The sequence below is a fragment of the Arthrobacter sp. SO3 genome (genome assembly GCF_020532825.1).
Taxonomy (GTDB): Bacteria; Actinomycetota; Actinomycetes; order Actinomycetales; family Micrococcaceae; genus Arthrobacter.
This window is the reverse complement of sequence record NZ_MQTS01000105.1, coordinates 1-22,524: the sequence shown is the minus strand read 5'-3', so window position 1 is coordinate 22,524 and position 22,524 is coordinate 1. Positions and strand designations below refer to the sequence as shown.

The 22,524-nt window shown below is 62.9% G+C and carries 19 protein-coding genes and 3 pseudogenes; 19 read left to right on the top strand and 3 right to left on the bottom strand.

The window, feature by feature from the left end; all coding sequences use genetic code 11:
• Window positions 1-109: 109 nt before the first annotated feature.
• Together BJQ90_RS10735 and BJQ90_RS10730 are read left to right on the top strand one after the other, a co-directional pair.
• Window positions 110-1,231 carry a tyrosine-type recombinase/integrase gene (locus BJQ90_RS10735; protein ID WP_226760272.1) on the top strand — a complete coding sequence of 374 codons (1,122 nt, stop codon included), beginning with the start codon at window positions 110-112 and terminating at the stop codon, window positions 1,229-1,231.
• Window positions 1,228-2,070 (top strand): transposase, encoded by an 843-nt coding sequence (locus BJQ90_RS10730; protein WP_226760271.1) that lies wholly within the window; start codon window positions 1,228-1,230, stop codon window positions 2,068-2,070. Before BJQ90_RS10735 ends, BJQ90_RS10730 begins: the two co-directional genes overlap by 4 nt.
• Window positions 2,071-2,313: 243 nt before the next feature.
• Here BJQ90_RS10730 and BJQ90_RS10725 read toward each other — a convergent pair.
• Window positions 2,314-2,548 (bottom strand): annotated as a pseudogene (locus BJQ90_RS10725) (Tn3 family transposase); the annotation flags it as partial.
• A gap of 272 nt (window positions 2,549-2,820) precedes the next feature.
• On the opposite strand from BJQ90_RS10725, the gene BJQ90_RS10720 reads away from it, so the two are divergent.
• From BJQ90_RS10720 to pntB, 9 genes are all read left to right on the top strand, one after another.
• Window positions 2,821-3,822, top strand: a complete 1,002-nt coding sequence (locus BJQ90_RS10720) for a LacI family DNA-binding transcriptional regulator (protein WP_226760270.1) — start codon at window positions 2,821-2,823, stop codon at window positions 3,820-3,822.
• 60 nt (window positions 3,823-3,882) lie between these two features.
• Complete coding sequence (locus BJQ90_RS10715; protein WP_226760269.1) at window positions 3,883-5,046, top strand: hypothetical protein; 1,164 nt, start codon at window positions 3,883-3,885, stop codon at window positions 5,044-5,046.
• A gap of 9 nt (window positions 5,047-5,055) precedes the next feature.
• Window positions 5,056-5,787, top strand: coding sequence for an alpha/beta fold hydrolase (locus BJQ90_RS10710; protein WP_226760268.1), 732 nt, complete (start codon window positions 5,056-5,058; stop codon window positions 5,785-5,787).
• Window positions 5,784-6,719 (top strand): ester cyclase, encoded by a 936-nt coding sequence (locus tag BJQ90_RS10705; protein ID WP_226760267.1) that lies wholly within the window; start codon window positions 5,784-5,786, stop codon window positions 6,717-6,719. The genes BJQ90_RS10710 and BJQ90_RS10705 overlap by 4 nt, the downstream gene beginning before the upstream one ends.
• Before the next feature lie 24 nt (window positions 6,720-6,743).
• Complete coding sequence (gene hisD / locus BJQ90_RS10700) at window positions 6,744-8,066, top strand: histidinol dehydrogenase (RefSeq protein ID WP_226760266.1); 1,323 nt, start codon at window positions 6,744-6,746, stop codon at window positions 8,064-8,066.
• Complete coding sequence (locus BJQ90_RS10695; RefSeq protein ID WP_226760265.1) at window positions 8,063-8,836, top strand: SDR family NAD(P)-dependent oxidoreductase; 774 nt, start codon at window positions 8,063-8,065, stop codon at window positions 8,834-8,836. The genes hisD and BJQ90_RS10695 overlap by 4 nt, the downstream gene beginning before the upstream one ends.
• Window positions 8,833-9,588 (top strand): HpcH/HpaI aldolase family protein, encoded by a 756-nt coding sequence (locus tag BJQ90_RS10690; protein ID WP_226760264.1) that lies wholly within the window; start codon window positions 8,833-8,835, stop codon window positions 9,586-9,588. Before BJQ90_RS10695 ends, BJQ90_RS10690 begins: the two co-directional genes overlap by 4 nt.
• Before the next feature lie 405 nt (window positions 9,589-9,993).
• Window positions 9,994-11,565: a Re/Si-specific NAD(P)(+) transhydrogenase subunit alpha gene (locus tag BJQ90_RS10685; protein WP_226760263.1), complete on the top strand. Its 1,572-nt coding sequence runs from the start codon at window positions 9,994-9,996 to the stop codon at window positions 11,563-11,565.
• A complete protein-coding gene (gene pntB / locus BJQ90_RS10680) occupies window positions 11,562-13,037 on the top strand; it encodes a Re/Si-specific NAD(P)(+) transhydrogenase subunit beta (RefSeq protein WP_226760262.1) in 1,476 nt (491 codons plus the stop codon). The genes BJQ90_RS10685 and pntB overlap by 4 nt, the downstream gene beginning before the upstream one ends.
• Before the next feature lie 53 nt (window positions 13,038-13,090).
• Here the strand turns inward: pntB and BJQ90_RS10675 are convergent.
• Window positions 13,091-13,789 (bottom strand): annotated as a pseudogene (locus tag BJQ90_RS10675) (transposase); the annotation flags it as partial.
• A gap of 477 nt (window positions 13,790-14,266) precedes the next feature.
• Here BJQ90_RS10675 and BJQ90_RS10670 point away from each other — a divergent pair.
• The 4 genes from BJQ90_RS10670 (at window position 14,267) to BJQ90_RS10655 (ending at window position 18,580) form a co-directional block, all read left to right on the top strand.
• A complete protein-coding gene (locus BJQ90_RS10670) occupies window positions 14,267-14,863 on the top strand; it encodes an ester cyclase (RefSeq protein ID WP_226760261.1) in 597 nt (198 codons plus the stop codon).
• Window positions 14,864-15,373: 510 nt separating this feature from the next.
• A complete protein-coding gene (locus BJQ90_RS10665) occupies window positions 15,374-16,708 on the top strand; it encodes an ABC transporter substrate-binding protein (RefSeq protein ID WP_226760260.1) in 1,335 nt (444 codons plus the stop codon).
• A gap of 103 nt (window positions 16,709-16,811) precedes the next feature.
• Window positions 16,812-17,660 (top strand): carbohydrate ABC transporter permease, encoded by an 849-nt coding sequence (locus BJQ90_RS10660; RefSeq protein WP_226760259.1) that lies wholly within the window; start codon window positions 16,812-16,814, stop codon window positions 17,658-17,660.
• 143 nt (window positions 17,661-17,803) lie between these two features.
• On the top strand, window positions 17,804-18,580 hold the full coding sequence (locus tag BJQ90_RS10655; RefSeq protein WP_226760258.1) for a carbohydrate ABC transporter permease: 777 nt from the start codon (window positions 17,804-17,806) through the stop codon (window positions 18,578-18,580).
• 3 nt (window positions 18,581-18,583) lie between these two features.
• Here BJQ90_RS10655 and BJQ90_RS10650 read toward each other — a convergent pair whose 3' ends face one another.
• Window positions 18,584-19,075: a hypothetical protein gene (locus BJQ90_RS10650; protein WP_226760257.1), complete on the bottom strand. Its 492-nt coding sequence runs from the start codon at window positions 19,073-19,075 to the stop codon at window positions 18,584-18,586.
• Here BJQ90_RS10650 and BJQ90_RS10645 point away from each other — a divergent pair.
• The 4 genes and pseudogenes from BJQ90_RS10645 to BJQ90_RS10630 all read left to right on the top strand — a co-directional run.
• Entirely contained in the window at window positions 19,056-20,075 is a 1,020-nt protein-coding gene (locus BJQ90_RS10645) for an ester cyclase (RefSeq protein ID WP_226760256.1), read from the top strand. The genes BJQ90_RS10650 and BJQ90_RS10645 overlap by 20 nt on opposite strands.
• Window positions 20,076-20,607: 532 nt before the next feature.
• Window positions 20,608-21,720 carry a tyrosine-type recombinase/integrase gene (locus BJQ90_RS10640; protein WP_226760255.1) on the top strand — a complete coding sequence of 371 codons (1,113 nt, stop codon included), beginning with the start codon at window positions 20,608-20,610 and terminating at the stop codon, window positions 21,718-21,720.
• Window positions 21,720-22,082 carry a helix-turn-helix domain-containing protein gene (locus tag BJQ90_RS10635; RefSeq protein WP_226760254.1) on the top strand — a complete coding sequence of 121 codons (363 nt, stop codon included), beginning with the start codon at window positions 21,720-21,722 and terminating at the stop codon, window positions 22,080-22,082. Before BJQ90_RS10640 ends, BJQ90_RS10635 begins: the two co-directional genes overlap by 1 nt.
• 217 nt (window positions 22,083-22,299) lie before the next feature.
• Window positions 22,300-22,524: pseudogene (locus BJQ90_RS10630) on the top strand (hypothetical protein); the annotation flags it as partial.

Below are 22,524 nucleotides of genomic sequence, written 5' to 3'. Positions count from 1 at the left end.
CCGCTGAGGCGCCGTCCATCACGTGCACGACGAGGCCCGGAAATCCATGAGATCTCGTCATGGATGGGATTACCTTCTGTTATCCACCACGGATGAGTAGGAGGTTTCGATGCGTGTACAGCGGGTTCTCATGCCCAACTCGGAATTCGAGTCCTGGACGCTGCTTGGCGATGACCACATGCCGGTCGAACCGGTCGAGCGGTTCCTGGCCTACCTGGCGTCGATCGAGAAGTCACCGAACACAATCAAGGCATACGCCCATGACCTGAAGGACTGGTTCACCTACCTGGACAGGCACGGGGGCAGCTGGCAGTCCGCGTCGCTGGAGGACGTGGCCGGCTTCGTGGCCTGGCTCCGGCTGCCGCCCGAGGCCCGTGACGGCAGGGTCGCGGTGCTGCCCACGGTAGAGCACCACTGCTCGGCTGCCAGCGTGAACCGCAAGCTGGCGGCGTTGACCTCGTTCTGCGAGTTCCACGCCCGGCACGGGGTCGCGCTTGCCGGGCTGCTGGTCACGATGCAGCCGACGGGACGGCGAGGGGCGGGGTCGGCCACGTCCTACAAGCCGTTCCTGCATCACGTCACCAAGAACAAGCCCGAGCGGCGGCGGGCGATCAAGCTGAAGACCGGGCGGCCTCGACCGAAGGTCCTTACCGTCAAAGAGGTTCAGACGATCCTGGATGCCTGCGACCACTTACGCGATCGCCTGCTCTTTGCCCTCCTGCTGGATTGCGGGGTACGGATCGGCGAGGCCCTCGGCCTCCGGCACGAGGACATGGGCATCGCGGAGCGAGCCGTCACCGTCATACCCCGTGCCAACGACAACCGGGCCCGCGCCAAGGCTGGCGTCTCCCGGACCATCCCGGCCAGCGCCGAGCTGATGCGGCTCTATGCCGACTACCTCGCCCGCGAGTACGGCTCCCTGGACTCGGACTACGTGTTCGTCAATTTGTGGTCGCAGCCCCACGGTCGCCCATGGACCTACGCCGCTGTCTACGACCTGGTCCTGCGCTTGCGGGAACGGACCGGGATCGACTTCGAGCCCCACCAATGGCGCCACACCTACGCGACCTGGCTGCTTCGTCGGGGCGCGGGCATGGAGTCGGTGAAGGAACTCCTCGGCCACGCCTCGATCACCACCACGATCGACACATACAGCCACCTCACTGTCGAGGATGCACGCAGGACCCTGGAGGCGGCGGGCTGGTTCACCGGCCGGGAGGTGCGGCTGTGACGCTCGCCGGGAAGGCCCCCGGCACGGGGCGTGCTGGGTTGCTGGAGAAGCTGATGGCCGCCGTCCGGCCGGAGTTCCGGGTCGACGTGTTGATCGCCGATCCCGACGACCCGGTCCTGGGCGTGAAGCCCTGCGAGATCGGCGGCTGTGACCGGCCGATCAAACACCGTGGCATGTGCAACGGCCACCATCTGCGCTGGAAGAAGGCTGGCGGCACGGATCTCGCGACGTTCAAGGCCGAACAGACCTCGCCTCAGATGGGCCGGCGAGAACTGGACTCGTGCACGGTGCCGGGCTGCCGCTACGGCGCCGCCGGCCACGGACTGTGCTCTCGTCACCGTGACAAGTGGAGCCGCGCGGGCTATCCCGACGCGGCGGCCTGGGCTGCGGCGGCAGCTCCGCTGGTGCTGAAGGAGTACGGGGCGCTGCGCAGGACGATCTACGCCGCCCGGTACCTGTCCGATCCGGCCTACCGGCGCAAGATCTCCCGGCAACTAAACAAGGGCGAGTCGCTGCACGCCCTGAAACGGGACCTGCTCTACGCCCACGAAGGCACCATCCGGGCCCGCCACCTCGAACAACAGACCGAGCAGGCCTGGTGCCTCACGCTCGTGACGAACGCCATGGTGACCTGGACGACGGAATACTACGGTCTGGCGGTGGAATCGATACGCCGGTCCGGGCGGCGCATCGACGACGAGGTCCTGGCCCACATCTCCCCGGCCCACAGCGAGAACATCAACTTCTTCGGCTCCATCGACGTCGATATCGAAGGCGAGCTGGCCCAGCTCGGCCCCACCGGATACCGGCCGCTGCGGGTGCAGGACACCCTGTTCTGACCCCGGACAGCGGTGTTGAACTGCGGCGAGGTGCGCGGCTACCGCCGGCAGGCCCCATCCGTGTCACCCGCGGCCAGGTCGTTCTCGCCCCTCCGCCGACGAACGACGGCTGGCCGAGGGAAAGAGCCGCCGCGACATCCGCCGATGCCTCAAGCGATACATCGCCCGACAGCTCTTCCGTCGCCTAAACAGCATCATGGCTTGACGCCGAGACAAAGAAGGGTCCGACGCTAAGGCCGGTTCGGGTCGTCGTAGCGGTCTGCATCTCCCGTGCTTAATGCGGTTCGTGCGGGGCCAGGTGTAGTCTCCGGTGAGGTTGATATGTTCTCATCCCAAGGGGTGAGAGGAACCTCAGATGGTCAGGGTCCGTGGTGTCGCCGTTGCTGTTCAGGGTCGTGATCGTCCGGTCGAGGTAGATAGTGTTCCAAAGAACGATGGGCGCCGTGAGGAGATTCAACCCGCTGGACCGATAGCGCTGTGGGGAACACGGTCATATCGGCTCCCGTCTCGGCGATGATTATACTGGCGACCAGTAGCGATACTCCCGGGAGGGGCGGCGGGTTCCACCGCGAGTCAGGTACCTTCGACCCCAAGACGCGGCGAGATTTCAAAACGCCAACTTCACGGCTTGGTGCCCTGCAAAATGCATACGTATGTTATAGAGTGTGTTACAGCTCTTGTCAAGAGATGGTGGATGCTGGTTGGCGGACAGTCCTCCAGCGCTGCCTGAACCGGAAAGTGAGGCACCCCATGGTTGCCACGAGTCGAGATGTTGCCCGCCTTGCCGGGGTCTCCCAGCCAACCGTTTCGCGTGCGCTGCGGGGGGATCCCAGGATCACCCCGGAAACGCGCCGCCGCATCGCGGAAGCCGCCACGGCCCTGAGTTACGTACCCAGCCAGATGGGCCGTTCTCTCTCGACGCAGGCCACACATCGGGTGGCCATGGTGGCGGATCTTGCGAATCCTCTCTATCCGCTGATCCTGCCGGCGATCCACGACGCACTGGCGGCTCGGGGCTACGGGATGGTCCTGCTCGCCGAACGCGAGGAAAACGGCTCGGGATACTCACCTCTGCTGGACCGCTCGGTGGATGGCGTGCTGCTCACCACCACGCGGCGGGAGTCGGCCTTGCCGTTTGAACTGCACCGGCGGGGAATTCCTATGGTCATGCTGAACCGGGTCGGCGGAATGGTCGATGCAGACAGCGTGGTGGCGGACAACGTGGAGGCGGGCCGGACTGCCGCCCGGATGCTCATCTCGGCCGGGCACCGGGAAATTGGTCTCCTTGCCGGGCCCGTTGAGGCGTCCACCAGCGTCGATCGCGAGGCCGGAATCCGGGAAGCACTGGCTGATGCGGATATTCCACTGCGTTCGGCGCGCGTTGTCCGTGGATGGTTCGGCCACGGGTCCGGCGACGCCGGCATGCGCAAACTGATGTCGCTCGAGCAGCCGCCCAGGGCGGTTATCTGCATCAGCGATTCCGTCGCCATCGGTGCGCTGAACGCGGCCCGGGATCTCGGCCTCCGAGTGCCGGCGGATGTGTCCATTGTGGGCATCGATAATGTGCCAATGTCCGGCTGGCCCATCTGCAACCTCAGCACTGTCGCGCTCCCGCTGCCCCAGATGGCGGAGGATGCCGCGAACCTGCTCGTCGACAGGCTGACGGGGATTTTGCCGGAGGAGCCGGTGCGCCGCGTCCACCCGGTGCATGCCGTGCCCCGCGGCACGCACGCCGCCGCAGGGCAGATCTAGGCCTCACTGGCTGGCGATGCGACCCTTGACATGCATTCAATACATACGTATACATGACTCATGGGAATTAATGTAAAGCTTGAATCCGCAGCCGCGCTCGTTGATGAAAACGAGCTCAGGCGCAGAACAATCCGCCGCAGCGACTACGTCAGTTGCAACCAGGCGTTTATCGATTGCCGCACGCCCGGCAGCGATACCAAGGAGAACTACTCGATCATCGGGCCAGGGGTAACGCAGAGCGCCCAGCAGGTCGTGAACCTGCGCGAGCCACACGGGTTCAACATCGGTGCCGCGGCCATGCCGGACGGTGTGGTGAACAACCTCCACCTTCACTTCACCGCCGAAGTATTCCTGAACTGGAGCGGCACCTGGAATATGCGCTGGGGTGCAGATGGCGGCGACGGGGAATTCCTCTGTGAAGAAGGAGACATCGTCAGCGTTCCCACCTGGATCTTCCGCGGGTTCACCAACGTGGGCGGCTCCCATGGCTGGCTGTTCACCGCGCTCGGGTTCGACAACACCGGAGGCATCATTTGGGGACCGTCAGTGCTGAAGGAAGCGGAAAAGCATGGCTTGTTCCTCACCCTTGACAATCAGCTGATCGACACCGTCGCCGGCGACACAATACCGGAGCATGTCGAGGTCGTTCCGCCGCTGCCACACGCTGAGATCGATCGGCTTCGCAGCTGGTCTGCCGAGCAGATGCAGCAGCGCGTGGTCCGTCAGCGGGACCTTGTCTGGAGTGGCCGGCCGTTCATGTGCAGCGAATTGCCCGGTGGAGGGGCCGAACTCGCCACGGTCATCGGCTACGGCATGACCGAGGACCGGGACCAAGTACCTCCGATCCACTATCCCCACAACTTCAATCTCGCATGGTTGCGCGCCGTCAAGGACGAAGGAATGCTCCAGCACCGCCACGATCACAGCCAGGTGCTGATGGGCTACCGGGGCACCTGGCTGGTGACTCTGAACGACGGCGACGCAAAAGTGACGACAGTACTCCATCCGTACGACACGATATCCGTGCCGGCAGGTGCCTGGCGGGCCTTCACCGCACTGGATGACGAGGCCCAGATGCTGGTCGTGAACAGCGGAGACGGACGGGTCCGCCTTGAGTGGCCATCGGAAACTCTCCGCCACGCCGAAGACAAGGGAAATGCCGCCGACGCTGCAGGATACGTGGCCTCGTGGAACGTCGTGCGCTACTCGACCATCGACGACTGAGCTGAGAACATGGCCCTACACCCGACGGACGAACAGATCCGAACCTGGATCCGGGTTCCGGGCATGCTGTGCACCGCAGGAATCTTTACCGCCATGGACCCCTACCTTAATCTGGGCGGCACGACGCGGGACGTCCCGATCCGGGGCACCACGCTGGACGAGGCGTCAGGACATATCGTGGCGCTTGCCATGGACCGTCCAGGCCCGGTGGGGATAATCGGACTCTCGCTGGGTGCCATCATCGCGATGGCAGCAGCCGTGAAAGATCCGGGCCTCTTTGACACCGCGATACTGATTTCGACCAACCCCCGGGGCCCCAGACCCGAACAGATCCAGGCTTGGGACGCCATGGCCCGGCGCAACCGGGCCGGAGCCCTGCACGACATCGCAGCTGAGACCGCGCCGGCGCTGTTCGCTCCGGACCGCAGGACCGGCCCGCTGCCAGGGGTGGGGGCCGCCATGGCCAACGACATCGGCCGGGACGCCTTCGCGGACCAGCTCGGCATCCAACGAAGCCGCCGGGACCTTCGCCCGGAACTGGCGAGGGTCAGTGCACGGACCCTGGTCCTGGCCGGAACCGAGGACCAGCTCTGCGGCCTGGAGTTGCACCGTGACATCGCCGCCGCCCTGCCCAATGCCGACCTGGAAGTCCTGGCCGGCGCCGGCCACCTCATGACGCTCGAAGACCCGGCGTCGACAGCCAACATCATCAACAACTGGAATCTAAGGAAAGCTATATGACACACTCCCCGCACGGTCTCCGGCCCTTTGGCTTCGACGGACCCGTCGACTACATAGAACGCATCACCAACGACATCTGGAACTTGCCCGGCCGTGACCCTGATCTGATCCGCAGGTATTACACACCCGGCACGGCGATCCACCTTGACGCCGGTGACCTGCTGGGCGACGAAGTGGTCATCACCAACACCCAGGCCAGGCTGCGCACCTACCCGGACTTCCACGGCATCATCGACGACACGATCTGGACCGGGTCCGAAGAGGACGGATACCGTACCTCGATGCGCTGGACGTGGACCGGGACCGACACAGGCGGCACCATCTACGGCCCTGCCACCGGGCTGCCGGTAACGTTCACGGCCATCGCCAACTGCATCGTCCGCGGCGAGGTCATCATCGAGGAATGGCTGGGCGCCAACCCGCTCGCCCAGGCACGTCAGCTCGGCTACACGCTCGAGGACGCCCTGCAGGCCACCCGCTATCCCCAAGCTCCCCGGGTGGCACGCCCGGCCTTTGACTTCTCCCGCACAGCAGAAGGAGACCTGGTCCGGCAGGCATTCACCGGCGCCTTGGACGGCCGGGTTGAATCCGGGCTTTACGCCGCCGACTGTGCCACCGCCTTCGCACCGGACATCCAGCGAGACGGGGCCCTTGCCATGACGGAGTGGGCCGACGGGTTGCGGAACGCCCTCGGACCCCTTGCCGCGGAGATCGATGACCAGTACTCGCTGCCGGCGTCGGACACACTGCCGCTGCGCGTTGCCACCCAATGGCGCATTGCAGGAACGGGCCCGCAGGGCCCGGTCGAGTTCAGCCTCATCAGCCACCACCATCTCGTCGACGGGCGCGTCACGGCACAGTGGCTGGCCTACGACGAACTCGCCCTCGCCCACCACGGCATCGTTTTGACCCAGCCAGCCACCGCCGTCTGACCACCAACCTTCCTGGAGAACACCATGCCGCACATCCTGAAATCAGCCATCCCGTCCGGCCACGCCGGCAGCAGCAAACCGGAAGTCCGCGCCACCGTCGAGACCATCATTGACGACATCCGCAACCATGGCGACGCCGCCGTCCGCGAGTACTCGGAGAAATTCGATGACTGGAGTCCTGAATCCTTCCGGCTTAACCCGGAACAGATCGAGGAGATCATTGCCACCCTGCCCCGGCAGGTGATCGAGGACATCACCTTCGTCCAGGATCAGGTCCGCCGCTTCGCCCAGGCCCAGCGTGATTCCATGAAGGACATCGAAATCGAGACGCTGCCCGGGGTCAGGCTGGGCCACCGCCACCTGCCCGTATCCTCCGCCGGAGCCTACATCCCCGGCGGCCGCTACCCCCTGACCGCATCAGCCCACATGACCATCATCACCGCCAAAGTAGCCGGCGTGCCCCGCGTGGCCGCCTGCACCCCACCCATCCGCGGCAAGATCCCTGCAGCAACCATCGCCGCGGCCCACATGGCCGGCGCCGACGAGATCTACCTGCTCGGCGGAGTACAGGCCGTCACGGCCCTCGCCGTGGGAACCGAGGAGATCCCGAAGGTGAACCTCATTGCCGGACCGGGCAACGCCTTCGTGGCAGAAGCCAAACGTCAACTCTTCGGCGAAGTAGGCATCGATCTCTTCGCCGGACCCACCGAAATCCTTATCATCGCCGACGAGTACGCGGACCCGTTCATTGTCGCTGTCGATCTGCTCAGCCAGGCCGAACACGGTCCTGACTCCCCGGCCGTGCTCATTACCACCAGCACCGCCCTGGGGACCCAGGTCCTGGAGCATATTGAGCAGATCCTGCCGGGCATGCCCACCAAGGATTACGCCGGGCCGGCCTGGCGGGACCATGGCCAGGTCCACGTCGTCGACTCGCTTGATGAGGCCTACGCCCTCGCGGACACCTTCGCCTCCGAACACGTCGAGGTCCTGACCCGGGAACCGCGTGAGGCACTGGACAAAATGCGGGAATACGGCGCGCTGTTCCTCGGCGAAGGGACCTGCGTCTCTTATGGGGATAAAGTCATCGGCACCAACCACGTCCTGCCCACCAAGGGCTCAGCCCGCTACACCGGCGGCCTCTGGGTCGGAAAATACCTGAAGACCGTCACCCACCAGGAAGTGACAGACACGGCAACCTCGGCGCTGCTGGGCGAGATCTGCGGGCGGGCCAGCCGCGTCGAATCCTTCGAAGGCCATGCCCGCTCGGGCGACGTCCGCGCGAGCAAGTACACCGGCACGGACCTGCCCTGGTCCTCCCAGCCTGCCGTCGCGATGCAGCAATGACAGGGCTGCTGGCAGGACGTACCGCCCTTGTGACCGGCGCGGGCAACGGCCTCGGCAAGGCGATCACCGGCCACCTGGTCGAATCCGGAGCCAGGGTCATTATGGTCGGCAGGAACCTGGACAAACTCGCTCAGACCCGCGATGTACTCGGGCTGACCGATGACCAGTGCCGGGCCGAAAGCTGCGACGTCGCTGATCCGGCCTCGGTCGAGCGGCTGGCACTGGCACTCAGGGGAGAATCCGTGTCGATTGTGGTCAACAATGCCGGAGTCCCGGGACCGGTATCGGACCTTGTTGACATCGATCCAAGGGACTGGGACGAGGTCTTCGCAACAAACGTCCGGGGTGTGTATCTGATCTGCAGGGCTTTTCTTCCAGCCATGATGAACGCCCGCAGCGGAGACATCATCAATATCGCGTCAGTGAGCGGGAAACGGCCCCTGGCCGGGCGTACCCCGTACTGTGCCTCAAAGATGGCGGTGATCGGACTGACCACGACACTGGCCGCCGAAGCCGGACCCTATGACGTGCGGGTCAACAGCCTCTCGCCCGGTCCGGTCCGTGGACCGCGGATGGAACGCAACTTCCGGATGGAGGCCGAACGCTCGAGCAGCTCCTACGACCAGGCAGAGGCGGCCTTTGTCTCCCGGGCGGCCCTGGGCCGCATGGTTGAGGAGGAGGAAATCGGCCAGGCGGTCGTTGCGATGCTGCAGATGCGGGGACTGACCGCAGCAGACATCGACCTGTCGGCCGGGATGGTGGCCCGATGAGCCCCCTGCTGGCACCGAAGCCGCTCAAGTCACGTCTCACCAACGGTGACCGGCTGCGCGGACTGCTGGTCCGCGTCCCGGCGCCGATGCTGATCGACATGGCCGGGGCCAACGGGTTCGACTTCATTTTCCTTGACACCGAGCACGGGATCGCGGATCAGAAGGACATTGCCGAGCACATCATCGCCGGGCGGGCGGCGGGGCTGCCCACACTGGTGCGAATCGGCGAAGGCGAGACCGCGCTGGCCCTGCGGGTCCTCGATGCCGGCGCCGAAGGCGTCATCGTGCCGCACGTCCGCACTGCCACCGAGGCATCGGCGGCAGTACGTCTGGCTCACTACCCGCCGCTGGGAGACCGGGGGTTCGCCACCTACACGGCAGCGGGAAGCTGGGGGAAGGCCACAGCTGCGGAGCACGCCGCGAAGGCGGCTGCCACCACCATGGTTGTGGCCATGATCGAGGACGCCGAGGGTGTGTCCAACGCCGGTGGTATTGCGAAGAACCCCGGCATCGACGCGGTTTTCGTGGGGCCGTCGGATCTGGCTGCGGCGTTGGGCTATGACGCTGCCCGGGCGGATGAAGCCCGGCTTGAGGTCTGGGCGGTTGCCGCCGCGGCACGGCGGCCGGTGATGGCTATCGTCTCCACCGGTTCCCAGGCCCGTAAGGCGTGGGATCAGGGAGCGTCGATGGTCGTCCTGAACGCGCAGTCCGCGATCGATAGTTGCCTGGCTGACTGGGCTGCCGAGTCCTGAGCACAGGGATAGGGGTGTCGCGGTTTCCACCGGGACACCCCTATCCCGTGTGTTCGGTCAGTTCCGGCCCGCCGCGGCGGCCGGCGGTGCGGTATCGGCAAAATCGCCAAGATAGTCAACCGTGAAGTGCATGAGTTTCTCGACCGAGCCGACAGTGAAATACTCATCGGCGGCATGTGCCCGGCCACGCCGAACGGAATCTGCTTACCCAGGGTGCCTTCCCTGTCCCGGGGAACCTCTATGCCGGCCAGGCCGGTGACCGCGGTCAGCACCGTCTTGGAGCGGGCACCGTTGCGGATATTTCCGGTATCGCGCCCCTCAGGGACCTGGTGCCTGTCATAGGGAAAACCGTATACCCGGTGGGCATTGCCCGTCGGGAACCCAACATGATAAGAGAGAGCAACCGTGACACGTATAGGAATTGTGGCGGAGTTGGGCCAGGAGTCAAGGGTCGCAGCAACACCCGTAACGGCCAAGCAACTGGCGGAGTTAGGCTACGACGTCGTGGTCGAGAAGGGTGCGGGGGAGTCATCGTCCTTCCCGGACCATGCCTATGTCGAGGCGGGTGCCCTGATTGTGGGCGCCGATGAGGCGTGGGGGTCTGAGGTGGTGCTGCGGATCAATCCGCCCTCTGAGGACGAGATCGGCCGGCTTGCCGACGGGGCCACGTTGATTGGTTCGTTGAGCCCTGGCCTGCGGCCGGAGCTCGTGGAGGCGTTGGCGGCGCGGCCGATTACGGCGTTGGCGCTGGATGCCGTGCCGCGGATCTCGCGGGCGCAGTCGATGGATGTGCTCAGCTCGATGGCGAACATTGCCGGGTACCGGGCCGTTATTGAGGCCGCGCACGAGTTCGGCCGGTTTTTCACGGGCCAGGTGACCGCGGCGGGCAAGGTTCCGCCGGCGAAGGTCCTGGTCGTCGGCGCCGGCGTTGCCGGCCTGGCGGCGATCGGGGCGGCGAGCAGTCTCGGTGCGATTGTGCGCGCGACGGACCCGCGGCCCGAGGTGGCTGACCAGGTGAAGTCCATTGGCGGGGTCTACCTCAAGGTTGAGGTCGGCGAGGAGATGACGTCTACGGACGGATACGCCAAGGCCACGAGTGAGGCGTACAACGCCCGCGCGGCGGAGATCTACACCGAGCAGGCAGCTGATGTGGACATCATTATCACCACGGCCCTGATTCCGGGGCGTCCCGCGCCGAAGCTGCTCACGGCCGGGGATGTGGCCGGCATGAAGCCGGGCAGCGTGATCGTGGACATGGCTGCCGGGCAGGGCGGGAACGTGGACGGTTCGGTCGCCGGGGAACGCGTGGTCACGGACAACGGTGTCGTGATCCTGGGCTACACGGATCTTCCGGCCCGGCTGCCGGCACAGGCGTCCCAGCTGTACGGGACGAACATGCTGAACCTGCTCAAGCTGCTCACCAGGGACAAGGACGGGGTCCTGCGGATCGACTTCGATGACGTGGTGCAGCGCTCGGTGACGGTAGTCCGCGACGGCGAGAAGACCTGGCCCCCGCCCCCGGTACAGGTCTCCGCAGCGCCTGTGAAGGCTGACGCCGCCCAGGCCAGCGGCGCGGGGGAGTCCGCTGCCGGCACCGCGGCCAAAAGGTCGGGGCTGAGCCCTGCCGGGAAGGCCTGGCTTGTTGCCGCGGGCATCGCGGTCCTGTTCGGGCTCAACGCGGTCGCCCCGGCACCGCTGCCGCAGCACTTCACCGTGCTGATGCTCTCGGTCGTGGTCGGCTTCTACGTCATCGGCAAAGTCCACCATGCCCTGCACACCCCGCTGATGTCCGTCACCAACGCGATCTCGGGGATCATCGTCGTCGGGGCCCTTCTGCAGGTCACCTCCGAGAACCCGGTCATGCAGATTCTCGCCGCCGTCGCGGTCCTGCTGGCCAGCATCAACATCTTCGGCGGCTTCGCCGTCACCCGGCGCATGCTCGCGATGTTCTCCCGCGCAGACAGGGCACGCGGATGAGCGCGGTCACCGAAGCAGCAGCCGCATTACTTACGAGGAGCTTTACCGTGTCTGACACCGTCTCCGGTCCGTTGACCTCAGAGTCCATCGCGGGGGCGGCCTACGTCGTCGCGGCCCTGCTGTTCATCCTCAGCCTCGCCGGGCTGAGCCGGCACGAAAAAGCCCGGGCAGGGGTCATCTACGGCATCACCGGGATGGTCATCGCCCTCGCCGCGACCGTCTGGCTGACCGTCCAGGGAGCCTGGGGGACAGGCCACGCGCTGACCGGCCTGGCCCTGCTCCTGGCGGCGGTCCTGGTCGGCGGCGCGATCGGTTTGTGGCGGGCCCGCGTGGTGGAGATGACGGGCATGCCCGAGCTGATCGCCCTGCTGCACAGCTTCGTTGGCCTCGCCGCCGTGCTGGTCGGCTGGAACGGGCACCTTGAAGCCCCCGCCCTGTCAGCGGAGCTCATGGCTGTCCACCACGCCGAGGTGTTCATCGGCGTCTTCATCGGAGCGGTGACCTTCACCGGTTCGATCGTCGCGTTCCTGAAACTGTCGGCCAGGATGAAGTCCTCACCGCTGATGCTGCCGGGAAAGAACGCCATCAACCTCGGCGCCCTCGCCGCATTTGTCGCCCTGACCGTCTGGTACGTCAATGATTCCCAGCTGTGGCTGCTCGTCGTCGTCACCCTCCTTGCTCTGGGACTGGGTTGGCATCTGGTGGCCTCCATCGGCGGCGGTGACATGCCCGTCGTCGTGTCGATGCTCAACAGCTACTCCGGCTGGGCCGCGGCAGCGGCGGGCTTCCTGCTGAACAATGACCTGCTCATCATCACCGGTGCCCTGGTGGGCTCTTCCGGCGCGTACCTGTCCTACATCATGTGCAAGGCCATGAACCGGTCCTTCATCTCCGTGATCGCGGGCGGCTTCGGCATCGCCGCGCCCACCGCGGGGGACGTTGACCACGGTGAGCACCGGGAAATCACGGCCCAGGCAACCGCGGAGATGCTCTCCAACGCCTCGAGCGTCGTCATCACCCCCGGCTACGGCATGGCAGTCGCCCAGGCCCAGTACCCCGTCGCCGAACTCGCCCACCAACTCCGCGAACGCGGCGTGAACGTCAGGTTCGGCATCCACCCGGTCGCCGGACGCCTGCCCGGGCACATGAACGTACTCCTCGCCGAAGCCAAAGTCCCCTACGACATCGTCCTGGAAATGGACGAAATCAACGACGACCTTGGCGGAACCTCCGTGGTCCTCGTCATCGGCGCCAACGACACCGTCAACCCCGCCGCGGCCGAGGACCCGTCCAGCCCCATCGCCGGCATGCCCGTCCTCCGCGTCTGGGAAGCCGACAACGTCATCGTGTTCAAACGCTCCATGGCCGCAGGCTACGCCGGCGTCCAGAACCCCCTGTTCTACCGCGACAACTCCCAGATGCTCTTCGGCGATGCCAAACAACGCGTCGAGGACATCCTCCGCGCGTTCTAACAGAGAACCCATAGCCCTTGCCGCGCCCGCATCAGCCTGGGCCCAATCCAAGGGGTCCGGTGCTCGGTGATGTCTGTGAGCCACAGCTGATCAGGCGCCGTCGCGTTGAAGGCCCATCTGACGTGGTCATCGTGCACGGGTGGCCCGGCCTTGCGTGTCAGACTGCGCTTCTTGGCAAAGACGGACCAGATCTGTTGGCTGCTGCACAGCCGCGCCACACGGTTCTCTCCGGCGCTGAACCCCTGGTCTTCGAGCTCGTCGGCGACGAAGCGGTACCCGAACGCCCGATCGTCCGGGTGGACGTCCAGCGCCGCGTTGATTAGGTGGGCATCGGACCAGTCACGCTCCGTGACCGGCGTGTCTTCCATGCATAGAACGCTTGTTTGGAGAAGCCCAGCACCCGGCAGGCCACCGCGTCGGGGACACCGTCGCACGTCTTGGTCAAGGACCAGCGGGAACTTCTGTAATGGTTACTGGCTGGCCCGGGGCAGAATCTCGTTCTCCTGCTCCAGCAGCCGGATCCGCTTCCTGGCGTCCCTGAGTTCGGCGGCTTCCTTCTCCGTTACGCCGGGACGGGCGCCGTCCTCGATGTCGGCTTTCTTGAGCCAGTTGTGCAGGGTTGCTTCGGAAATCTCGAAGTCTTTGGCGATCTGCAAGATCGGCGCTTCGTACTTCCGTGCAACCGCGACCACGTCACGGCGGAACTCAGCGGCGAAAGATTGGGCTTGTTTAACATCCTTGCTGCAAGGAATGAATCCTCACAAGTCAGGAGTCAAACAAACCCGGGAAGTCCTATGTAGTTATACGAATACTTATTTGTGAAGTCTTAATTTTATCTAACTTCCAGTGAGGCTTCGCCTCTGACCGCCGAGCTGCGTGGCCGCGTAGGCTGGTCGTGCTGCGGTCCCGGCATGCCGGCAAGGGTCCGAATGGGCGCGTAAACGATACAAGCGCAAGCTCGCGCCCGGACATGCGATCCGTTTTGGCCGACCGCCGCCACCCGCTGCGCCAAGGTCCGGACAGTCACCACCGGCCGGTTGTGCCACCAAAGTGGCTGGTCAGGCCATTGCCTGCGAGATATGGAGCGGGTAATTCCGACGATACTCCGGCCAAAAACTCAAGACAAATGCATGAGTTCTACGCACCAAGGAACGCTAGGGAAGGGTTGACGCCAGCGTGCATGCGTATACACTGATGTGACCAACACCTCAAAGGCAGGAGCAGTTAGTATGTCAAACCCCGCAGAGCCCACCGCGCAGCAACTTGTCGAGAAGATGATCAACGCGATCAACGACCACGTGATAGTTGGCCAGGAAGAGTACTGGTCTTCCGACATGAAGTGGTACGGGCCGGCAGGCATCGGGACGATGCAGAACTTGGCCGAGTTCCAGAACATTCACCAGCGCAACTTCCTGCACGGATTCCCGGACAAGTACGCCGACGACGAGATCCGGTTCGGTGACGGTGGCCAGTGGGCTGCCGCTCACGGCTACCAGTACGCAACACACTTGGGTGAGTACCTCGGCATCCCCGCTACGGGTAAGAAGGTCAAGGTCCGCTACATGGATATCTGGCGCTCCGAGGGCGGTAAACTCGTCGAAAACTGGGTGATGATTGACTTCATCGATTTCATGAATCAGATCGGTATCGATGTCATTAAGCTCGTCCGCGACAAGATCGCCAGTGGAGAGATTGTCCTCGATGTCGACGAGTCCGCGCTCGAGGACGCTCCCGCAGTGCATGCCCTCGCTGAACGCGACGCCAATGGCGAAGGTGCAGCCCGTCGCGCCGCGGCCGAACAAGCCGCCGCAGTCAGTGCTGAGTAGCAATTGTCCGCGTGGAGCTGAGGTCGCACGTGCGTCAACGGCGTGTCTGGGCCATCCTATTCAGTGGATTGAGTCATCCTCTTCCACCATGCTAGGCACGGGATTTGAGTGGCTTGGCTGTACTAGAGAGCGGTCACAGTCTAAACCCGCGAGTCACGACCTCTTATAGCGTTGCCAACTTCATTGGCCCCTGAATGACTACTTCGAGGAGTGAGTCGCAGACGAGGAGCGCGACGCTATGGCAGCTCCGCATATCGGTTGACAAAACTGAAGGTGACCTCGGCCCACTCCTTGGGTAGCACGCCGAGGCCACTTAGCTCGAGATGAGGTGCATGTTGACCAATCGGGCCATGTGCTTTCTAACTTTCTCGAGCAGTTCTATCGAGCTCCGAGGATCAGACGGAAAACTACCTCTCGGCTCTGCCCTGAGGGGAAAAGTTCACGGCTACCCCACCGTTGGGTGGCTTCATACGGCGCGCTGGGCGCGCTTTGACTCGAAGGAAACGCACAATGCGAAACCGCCATACCTGGTACTCGCGATTGGGAATTCTGATCTCAATCGTTGTTGTGGGCACGACCACGGCCTGCGGGGCGGGGTCCCAATCACCCCAAAAGTCCGCTCAGTCATCCTGCGACGTTGATGCTCCGAAAGCACCGGCCACTGTCAATGTGCTTGCCTATAGCGCTCCCGGAATAGACCCCTTCTCCGACGCGATGGTTGGCTGCAGCGGTGTTGAGAACCTCACAGTGCGTCACAGCCCGGTTGACTTCAACGGCCAGTTGACTAAGGCGCCACTCTCGTTGTCCGGGAACTCACCCTCGTACGACATTGCAGAAGTCTATACATCGACGCTCTTGCAGTATGCGGCTAAGGGATGGCTCCAACCGCTCGACGACTTGATCTCCAAATACGGCACGCGGTACGGCCTTGACGACATATCGCCCAGCCTCCTGAAACAGTTCACCTACAACGGGCACGTATACGGACTGCCCAACCAGGTCAACGTGCACGAGATGGTGTACCGCAAGGATATCTTCGACAAGCTCGGGCTCAAGGCCCCCACCACCTTCGATGAGCTGGTAGCGGCCGCCCAGAAGATCCAGGACGCGCAGCTCGTACGCTACCCACTGACGATGCCCATCTCCGCGGGAACTTATGCGTCGTCGGACTTCTACAGTTCGGTTGCCTCCCTCGGTGGAACACTCACCAAAGAGGGTACTGACGAGCCCCTGCTGAACAGCCCCACCGCAGAGACTGCCCTGAACTCGCTGACGCGGCTCGTCCCGTTTATGTCGCCGTCGGCCATTAACTCCGACGAGGCAGCCGTGGCGACGGCGTTGCAGACAGGACAGTCAGCCATCGGCCTCACGTACTCCGGTGACATGGGCCAGTTGCTGGATTCGAAGAACACCGAATTTGCCGACAAATTTGCCTTCGCGCCGCCACCGGCGGTTGAAAAGGGTGGCAGTCCATGGGGAACCTTTTTTGTCGATGGATTCGCCCTGGCAAAGAACTCGAAGGTGGACGAGACCGTGCTCTTCCAGATCGCCGCTGTTGGTTCCGGCGCTGACGCTGCCAAGGCCGCAGGCAGCCTGGCGTACCCGGCACGTTCGAGTGTGTTGAACGATTCCACACTGTCAAAGTTACCGGCCACCGCATACTGGCCGGCCGTGACGGCCACAATTGACAGCGGTGTTGCCGGACCGCAGCAACAGCCCTATTTCGACGACCTAAAAACCGCTATCCGGCCGGCTATTGCCGACGGTATCTTCGGCAAGAAGAGTGTGAGTGACGCGCTGGCTGACGCCCAAGCCGCCGCGACCTCGTTCTTGCAGAAACGCTAACCCAACAGAAGGTAAGTGGACGCGCCCGGGGCGTTCAGCGATGAGCAGGACGCCCCGGCTCGACACATCAAGGAGATCCTTTGACATGAGGCACCGACATTTCGTGGCTTTCGCCACCCCAAGTGTATTCACCATGGCCGTGCTACTGGTGCTTCCACTCGGATACACCCTCGTATGGAGCTTTCAGCAAGTCTCGTACGGAACAGAAGGCGCGTGGGTTGGTCTCTCCAACTACGTCCAATCGTTGTCGACACCACGCTTTCTTTCGGCGATCTCCTTTACGAGCGCGTTCACGGGCGCGGTCACAGTCTTACTGGTCGTTATCGGGTATGGGCTCGCCCTGCTGTTGTTTGCGGTAAACAAGCATCTCCGGACTGTGTTCCTGTGCCTCATCATGATTTCCTACGTGGTGCCGCTCGTAGTTGGAGCATTGGCGTTTGCGTGGCTGTTCAACAACACCTATGGCGGCCCGCTCGACGGCCTGCTTCGAGCTATTGGGCTCAACTACTATTGGCTCGATAGCGTGTGGCCGGCGCGTGTCCTGGTCGTTATCGAAACGGTTTGGAGCCAGGCTGCCTTTCCAGCGCTGGTGCTGTTGGCCGGTCTCAACACGGTCGATTCCAACCAGATCGAGGCAGCGCGCCTGGACGGTGCGTCGTGGTTCCAAACTCAACGGTTTGTCGTCATCCCACACCTACGAAAATTGTTCGCACTCATCATCTTGATCTGCGTCATGGACAACTTGCGGGTGTTCGATCAGATCCAAATGATCACGCCGTCCGCGCAGAACCTCGGTACCGAGTCGCTCATGGTGTACGTCTACGATGTCGCCCTCGGCAACAGCCAGCAGCTCGGCTTGGCCAGCGCTATCAGTGTTATGACCATGGTTATTACGTTCATTGTGCTGCTGCCGCTCCTTATCAACACCTACCGTGATCTGAGGTCACAATGATCGTGAAATCTCTGGAACCTGCGGTGAAGCCCCCGCCCGTTCAGCCACGACGTCGTCAGGCAGCGCCACGCGACGCAATTACGGTGCGGCGCAGACCGCTAAGTCGACGGTTGCGCCCATGGGCCGCCGCTTCAGCTCTTACCGTGATATCCGCTGTGTTTAGCCTGCCCTTCCTGTGGGCTCTACTCACCGCCATTAAGCCATTTCGTGACGCGTTTACGTTTCCGCCGACATGGAATTTCACGCCAACCATCGACTCGTTCTCGAAGCTGTACCTCGAGACCGACTTCGTGGCGATCTTCGGGAACACGGTGCTTGTGGCCGTGCTGACGATGGTCATCTCCTTGGCTATCGCTGCGCCCGCGGCCTATGCGATGTCTCGTCATTCAGGCAAGATTGGGATCTGGTTGCTCATCATCGCGTTGGTGTTTCGCGCGCTTCCACGCTTCGCTGTCGTTCTGCCTTTTTACGATATCGCGCAAGCGCTTGGGGTCTATGACTCGCCCGGGATGCTGATCATCGCGCTTGTAGCGGTGAACCAGCCGTTCACTCTGTGGCTGCTCCGCAACTTCTTTGCAACGATCCCCGCATCGTTAGATGAAGCCGCCCAGATAGACGGCTGCGGACCGCTTCGGACGTTCTTCCGTGTCATCTTGCCACTTTCGGTGCCCGGACTCGCCACTGCCGGCATCTTCACACTCCTACTCGCATATCAGGAGTACCTCATACCGCTTGCCCTCACACAGACCAATGCTCAGACCATTTCGGTATTCGTCTCATCGATCGGTGCAAAGCAGAACGTCAGCTCGCTACAGACCCTCGCCGCCTGCAACGTGGCACTGGCGATCCCCGTAGTCTTTCTGGCGTTATTCGCACAGCGTTATCTGGTCAGCGGGCTGACCGCCGGCTCCGAGAAGTAGATGTCAGAGTCGGTAACGAGTCGCCGGATCGCAGACCTCGCCTTTCTCGAAGAGAGTTCCGCCGAGACGTCGGCGCCCTAGCCGCAGAGTGAAGCTCGCCAGCAGATCGCCACGTCGGGATCGCCGACCGGCACGGCATCCTGGCAAAGTCTTAGCTCCATTGCCGCCGACCACCACACTCCCTATCGCTGAAATGAAAAACAAAGCGACGGTGGCATAGGAGCCGAGGCTGTTGAATCTTTTGAAGGCCTGGTTTTTGGCTTTGACCGGGTCCAGCCGGCTGAAGTGGCCGGCCCCGGGGTCGGCGTGGCATTCGTCGTTGGCGAGCAGGTGCGCTGGCCAGGGCGGACCGGCCATGCCGGAACCGGGTGCGACGCGACTTTGGGGGATGACGCAAGGATTCCGATGATCGTGACTGTCTGGAGAACCACGTTCCTGGATAGCGAAAAATAGCCCATAAAAACAGGAGGTCAGAATGAATAACGATGAGAGCATGTCCACCCTTCGAGCGGCACTCTATGATTATGAACCGGATGCAGTTCAAGCTGCACTGAGGGCATCGTTTGATGCAAACGCTATAGTGAAACTCGGATTCCCGTTCGAAGAAATGATTGGGGCCGACGCCCTCTACGACACCGCCTATCAGCCTCTTCACACGGCCATTCCGGATATAGAACGTCGAGACACCATTGTCGTACATGGCACCGACCGAGACGGTAACCAGTGGATCGGCTGCTGCGGCTATTACACCGGCAGTTTTCTGCGCCCGTGGCTCGAAATAGCACCGACTGGGCGCCAGGTAAGTATGCGTTATCACGAGTTCTTCCGTCTTATCGACGGAAGAGTGGTTGAGATGCAGGGTCTCTGGGATATTCCAGGGCTGATGCTGGAGGCTGGCTGCTGGCCGATGTCGCCTAGCCTCGGGCTGGAGTGGCAGGTTCCCGGTCCAGCGACGCAGGACGGTGTGTTTCGTGCCCCTCGGGATAACGAGTTGTCCTCATCGAATCTGCTGGTCGTGGAAGAGATGCTCACGAATATGGGGAAACATCCGGCTCAGCCACTAGAAGCGATGCAACTAGAGAAATATTGGCATCCGAAGATGAACTGGTATGGCCCGGCGGGTATCGGCACCGCCCGCGGAATAGAGGGTTTCCGCAGTTGTCATCAGATCCCGTTTCTCCGTGCAATGCCGGATCGTCGCCCTGCAGACGCGCCCGCGCACTTCTTTGCTGAAAACAACTACGTAGCGGTCACTGGCTGGCCGAATATGGAAATGACGATTACATCCGATGGGTGGATGGGGATTGCCCCGTCCGGTCAATCGATCGAAGTTCGAAGCCTCGACTTCTGGCGCCTTGAGAACGGACTAATCAGAGAGAACTGGGTGCTGATCGACATTCTCAGTGTTTATGACCAGATTGGCGTCGATGTGTTCGCCCGCATGAAACAGCTTCATCCAGAGCCCGGGACACAGTACGCCGGCATCGCGGTTTAGCCCCTGACCGCTGGTGCCGGTTTTGAGGCTTGTATCCCTTAAGTACCCCCTGTTGAGGTGGGGTGGTCGTCGTTTACGGTGGCCTTGGGAGGGGCCGTTTCGTATTTGGTTGCGCTGATCAGGAATCTGCAGGCCTACCCCGATGGCGGACAGCGCCCCCTGCAGCCCCACGCCTGCAGAGGGAGGAACCCACCCCTCTGTGAGCCCGCGGATGCGTTCGTTGGCTGTCTGCAGGCGACTGACAGTCGAATGCGAAAACTGACATCTGGAATGAGGGCGGACAAGGGTTGGTCGTCGATAGTTGAATCTTCAAGTAATTTACTTGACATAATCACGGTTATCGGTGATTAACCAGGACGAGTTTCGTTTAATGCAAGAACTCGTCTTACTGCATCATTTTTGTGTTTCTGCAGGTCAGGCGGCGTTTCCTTGTCGACGTTCTCCTGCGCTGAGTCGGCGGCGGAGTGACATCGTTGCACGTCAGGGTAGCTTTCTTGCATTAGATGCAAGGTTTCGACATATGATGCTAACCATGCAGCGTCTTCCGTGGTCTATTCCATCCGTCCTGACTGACGGTGATATTTCGCTGTTCAGGGCCGAGGACCGGGTATTAGAGGCCATGCTGGATGGCTGGCGGTCGCAGATGCTGGCCCGCGGACTAACGACACAATGGATCAAGAGTTCAGCGTCGATCGTGACCCGGTTCCAGGCGTTCACCAACGACTATCCCTGGAAGTGGCGGGCCCACGACGTCGATGAGTACCTGGCCAGTCTGAGGTCACGCGAGAAGCCTGTCACGTTGACCACGCTGCGGTCGTACAGCAGCGCGGTTCGGATCTTCTGCGCTTACATCACCGATTCCCGCTACGGGTGGGTCTCCTATTGTGAGCAAGCCTTCGGCGACATTCCCTCCCAGATCTGCTTCGAGTGGAACAGCCCGAAGCACGCCACAGATGACGCCGCCCCTGAAGGACGCCGCCCGTTCACCAGAAATGAGCTCCAGACCTTCTTCGACACCGTAGACGACCTCGTCGACCAGGAGTTCGCTGCCGGGTCGAAACGCTGGCTGCCGGCGCTGCGGGACTCAATCGCATTCAAGGTTTGCTACGCGTACGGCCTGCGCCGCCGTGAGTTGACCATGCTGGAGACCGTGGATTTCGGACCCAATCCCCACGTGCCGGCCTACAAGGGCTTCGGGTGCGCCGAGGTTCGTTTCGCCAAAGGAACCTCGGGATCCGGCCCACGACGACGTACGGTCCTGACGAGCCCGGAGTTCGACTGGGTGGTCGAACTCCTCGGATTCTGGCTCTCGGACGAGGGACGTGCCAGATTTCCAACCGCGGACCGCACGCTCAGTCTCTGGCCCAGTGAACGTGCGGGCCGTCTGGACGTCCGATCCTTCGACCGGTCATTCCAGTCGGTACGGGAGCTGGCGGGCCTGCCGGAGAAGCTGACCATGCACTCACTTCGCCACTCCTATGTCACCCACCAGATCGAGGCTGGATATGATCCTGCCTTTGTCCAGGAACAGGTAGGCCACACCTATGCCTCGACCACCGGCCTGTACACGCATGTTTCCAACGATTTCAAGCACAAGACCGTGCAACAGATGATCACACGTCGCACAACCCCGCGGGAGCAGTAATGCCAGACCAACGCCGGATGGGCTACCGCTGGAACCTTCGAAAAGTGATGGCAAGCCGCAATCTGTGGAAGACCTCCGAGCTCCAACCCCTGCTCAGATCACGGGGCATCAACCTTTCCGACACCCAGGTCTACCGGCTCATCACAGGCGCGCCCGAACGGATTCCGGCACGAACCTTCGCAGCCCTCTGCGACATCCTGGACTGCAGCCCTAACGACCTCTTCGAGCCCTTCGTTGAAATCCGTGCCGCCGCCAGTGCCAACGCACCGCGCCACAGCGACGGCATCGGTGCCGTGCCGAACAAGCCGATTGCGCGGCGCATCAAGCTTCTCCCTGACCCCTCCAGCCCGGCCGATGAGTAGACCACGCCGGACCAGCGACCCGACCACCTGGCCTGAACCGTGCGGACGATGCTCCGAGCATCATCAAATCGTTGCCTCCTGGCCTGATGCACGTATCTGTGGATACTGCTACCAGGCCGCAAAACGCCGCACCGGTACCTGCCTCTGCGGCCACCAAGGCGTCCTGCCAGGAGTCATTGAAGGCCAGCCCGCCTGCAGGTCCTGCAGCGGCATCCAGTTGAACGTCGACTGCCGCGCCTGCGGCGCCGAGGCTGAACTGCACTCCGGCGGCCGCTGCTGGACCTGCGTCCTCAGCACCACCGTCGAACGGCTCCTCACCAACCCCCGCACCGGTGCCATTGCCGAGCCGCTCCAGCCCGTGGTGTCGCTTGACAGCGTAGTTGGCGAATTGCCAAACGATCTGGCGAATCTTGTCAGCTATCTGGCGAGTCATCCTTGGATT

Excerpts from the sequence above, each read along its gene's own strand:
- BJQ90_RS10735 (WP_226760272.1), top strand. The coding sequence starts at position 110 with ATGCGTGTACAGCGGGTTCTCATGCCCAACTCGGAATTCGAGTCCTGG.
- BJQ90_RS10720 (WP_226760270.1), top strand. The coding sequence starts at position 2,821 with ATGGTTGCCACGAGTCGAGATGTTGCCCGCCTTGCCGGGGTCTCCCAG.
- BJQ90_RS10715 (WP_226760269.1), top strand. The coding sequence starts at position 3,883 with ATGGGAATTAATGTAAAGCTTGAATCCGCAGCCGCGCTCGTTGATGAA.
- BJQ90_RS10710 (WP_226760268.1), top strand. The coding sequence starts at position 5,056 with ATGGCCCTACACCCGACGGACGAACAGATCCGAACCTGGATCCGGGTT.
- BJQ90_RS10705 (WP_226760267.1), top strand. The coding sequence starts at position 5,784 with ATGACACACTCCCCGCACGGTCTCCGGCCCTTTGGCTTCGACGGACCC.
- hisD (WP_226760266.1), top strand. The coding sequence starts at position 6,744 with ATGCCGCACATCCTGAAATCAGCCATCCCGTCCGGCCACGCCGGCAGC.
- BJQ90_RS10695 (WP_226760265.1), top strand. The coding sequence starts at position 8,063 with ATGACAGGGCTGCTGGCAGGACGTACCGCCCTTGTGACCGGCGCGGGC.
- BJQ90_RS10690 (WP_226760264.1), top strand. The coding sequence starts at position 8,833 with ATGAGCCCCCTGCTGGCACCGAAGCCGCTCAAGTCACGTCTCACCAAC.
- pntB (WP_226760262.1), top strand. The coding sequence starts at position 11,562 with ATGAGCGCGGTCACCGAAGCAGCAGCCGCATTACTTACGAGGAGCTTT.
- BJQ90_RS10670 (WP_226760261.1), top strand. The coding sequence starts at position 14,267 with ATGTCAAACCCCGCAGAGCCCACCGCGCAGCAACTTGTCGAGAAGATG.
- BJQ90_RS10665 (WP_226760260.1), top strand. The coding sequence starts at position 15,374 with ATGCGAAACCGCCATACCTGGTACTCGCGATTGGGAATTCTGATCTCA.
- BJQ90_RS10645 (WP_226760256.1), top strand. The coding sequence starts at position 19,056 with ATGAATAACGATGAGAGCATGTCCACCCTTCGAGCGGCACTCTATGAT.
- BJQ90_RS10650 (WP_226760257.1), bottom strand. The coding sequence starts at position 19,075 with ATGCTCTCATCGTTATTCATTCTGACCTCCTGTTTTTATGGGCTATTT.
- BJQ90_RS10640 (WP_226760255.1), top strand. The coding sequence starts at position 20,608 with ATGCAGCGTCTTCCGTGGTCTATTCCATCCGTCCTGACTGACGGTGAT.
- BJQ90_RS10635 (WP_226760254.1), top strand. The coding sequence starts at position 21,720 with ATGCCAGACCAACGCCGGATGGGCTACCGCTGGAACCTTCGAAAAGTG.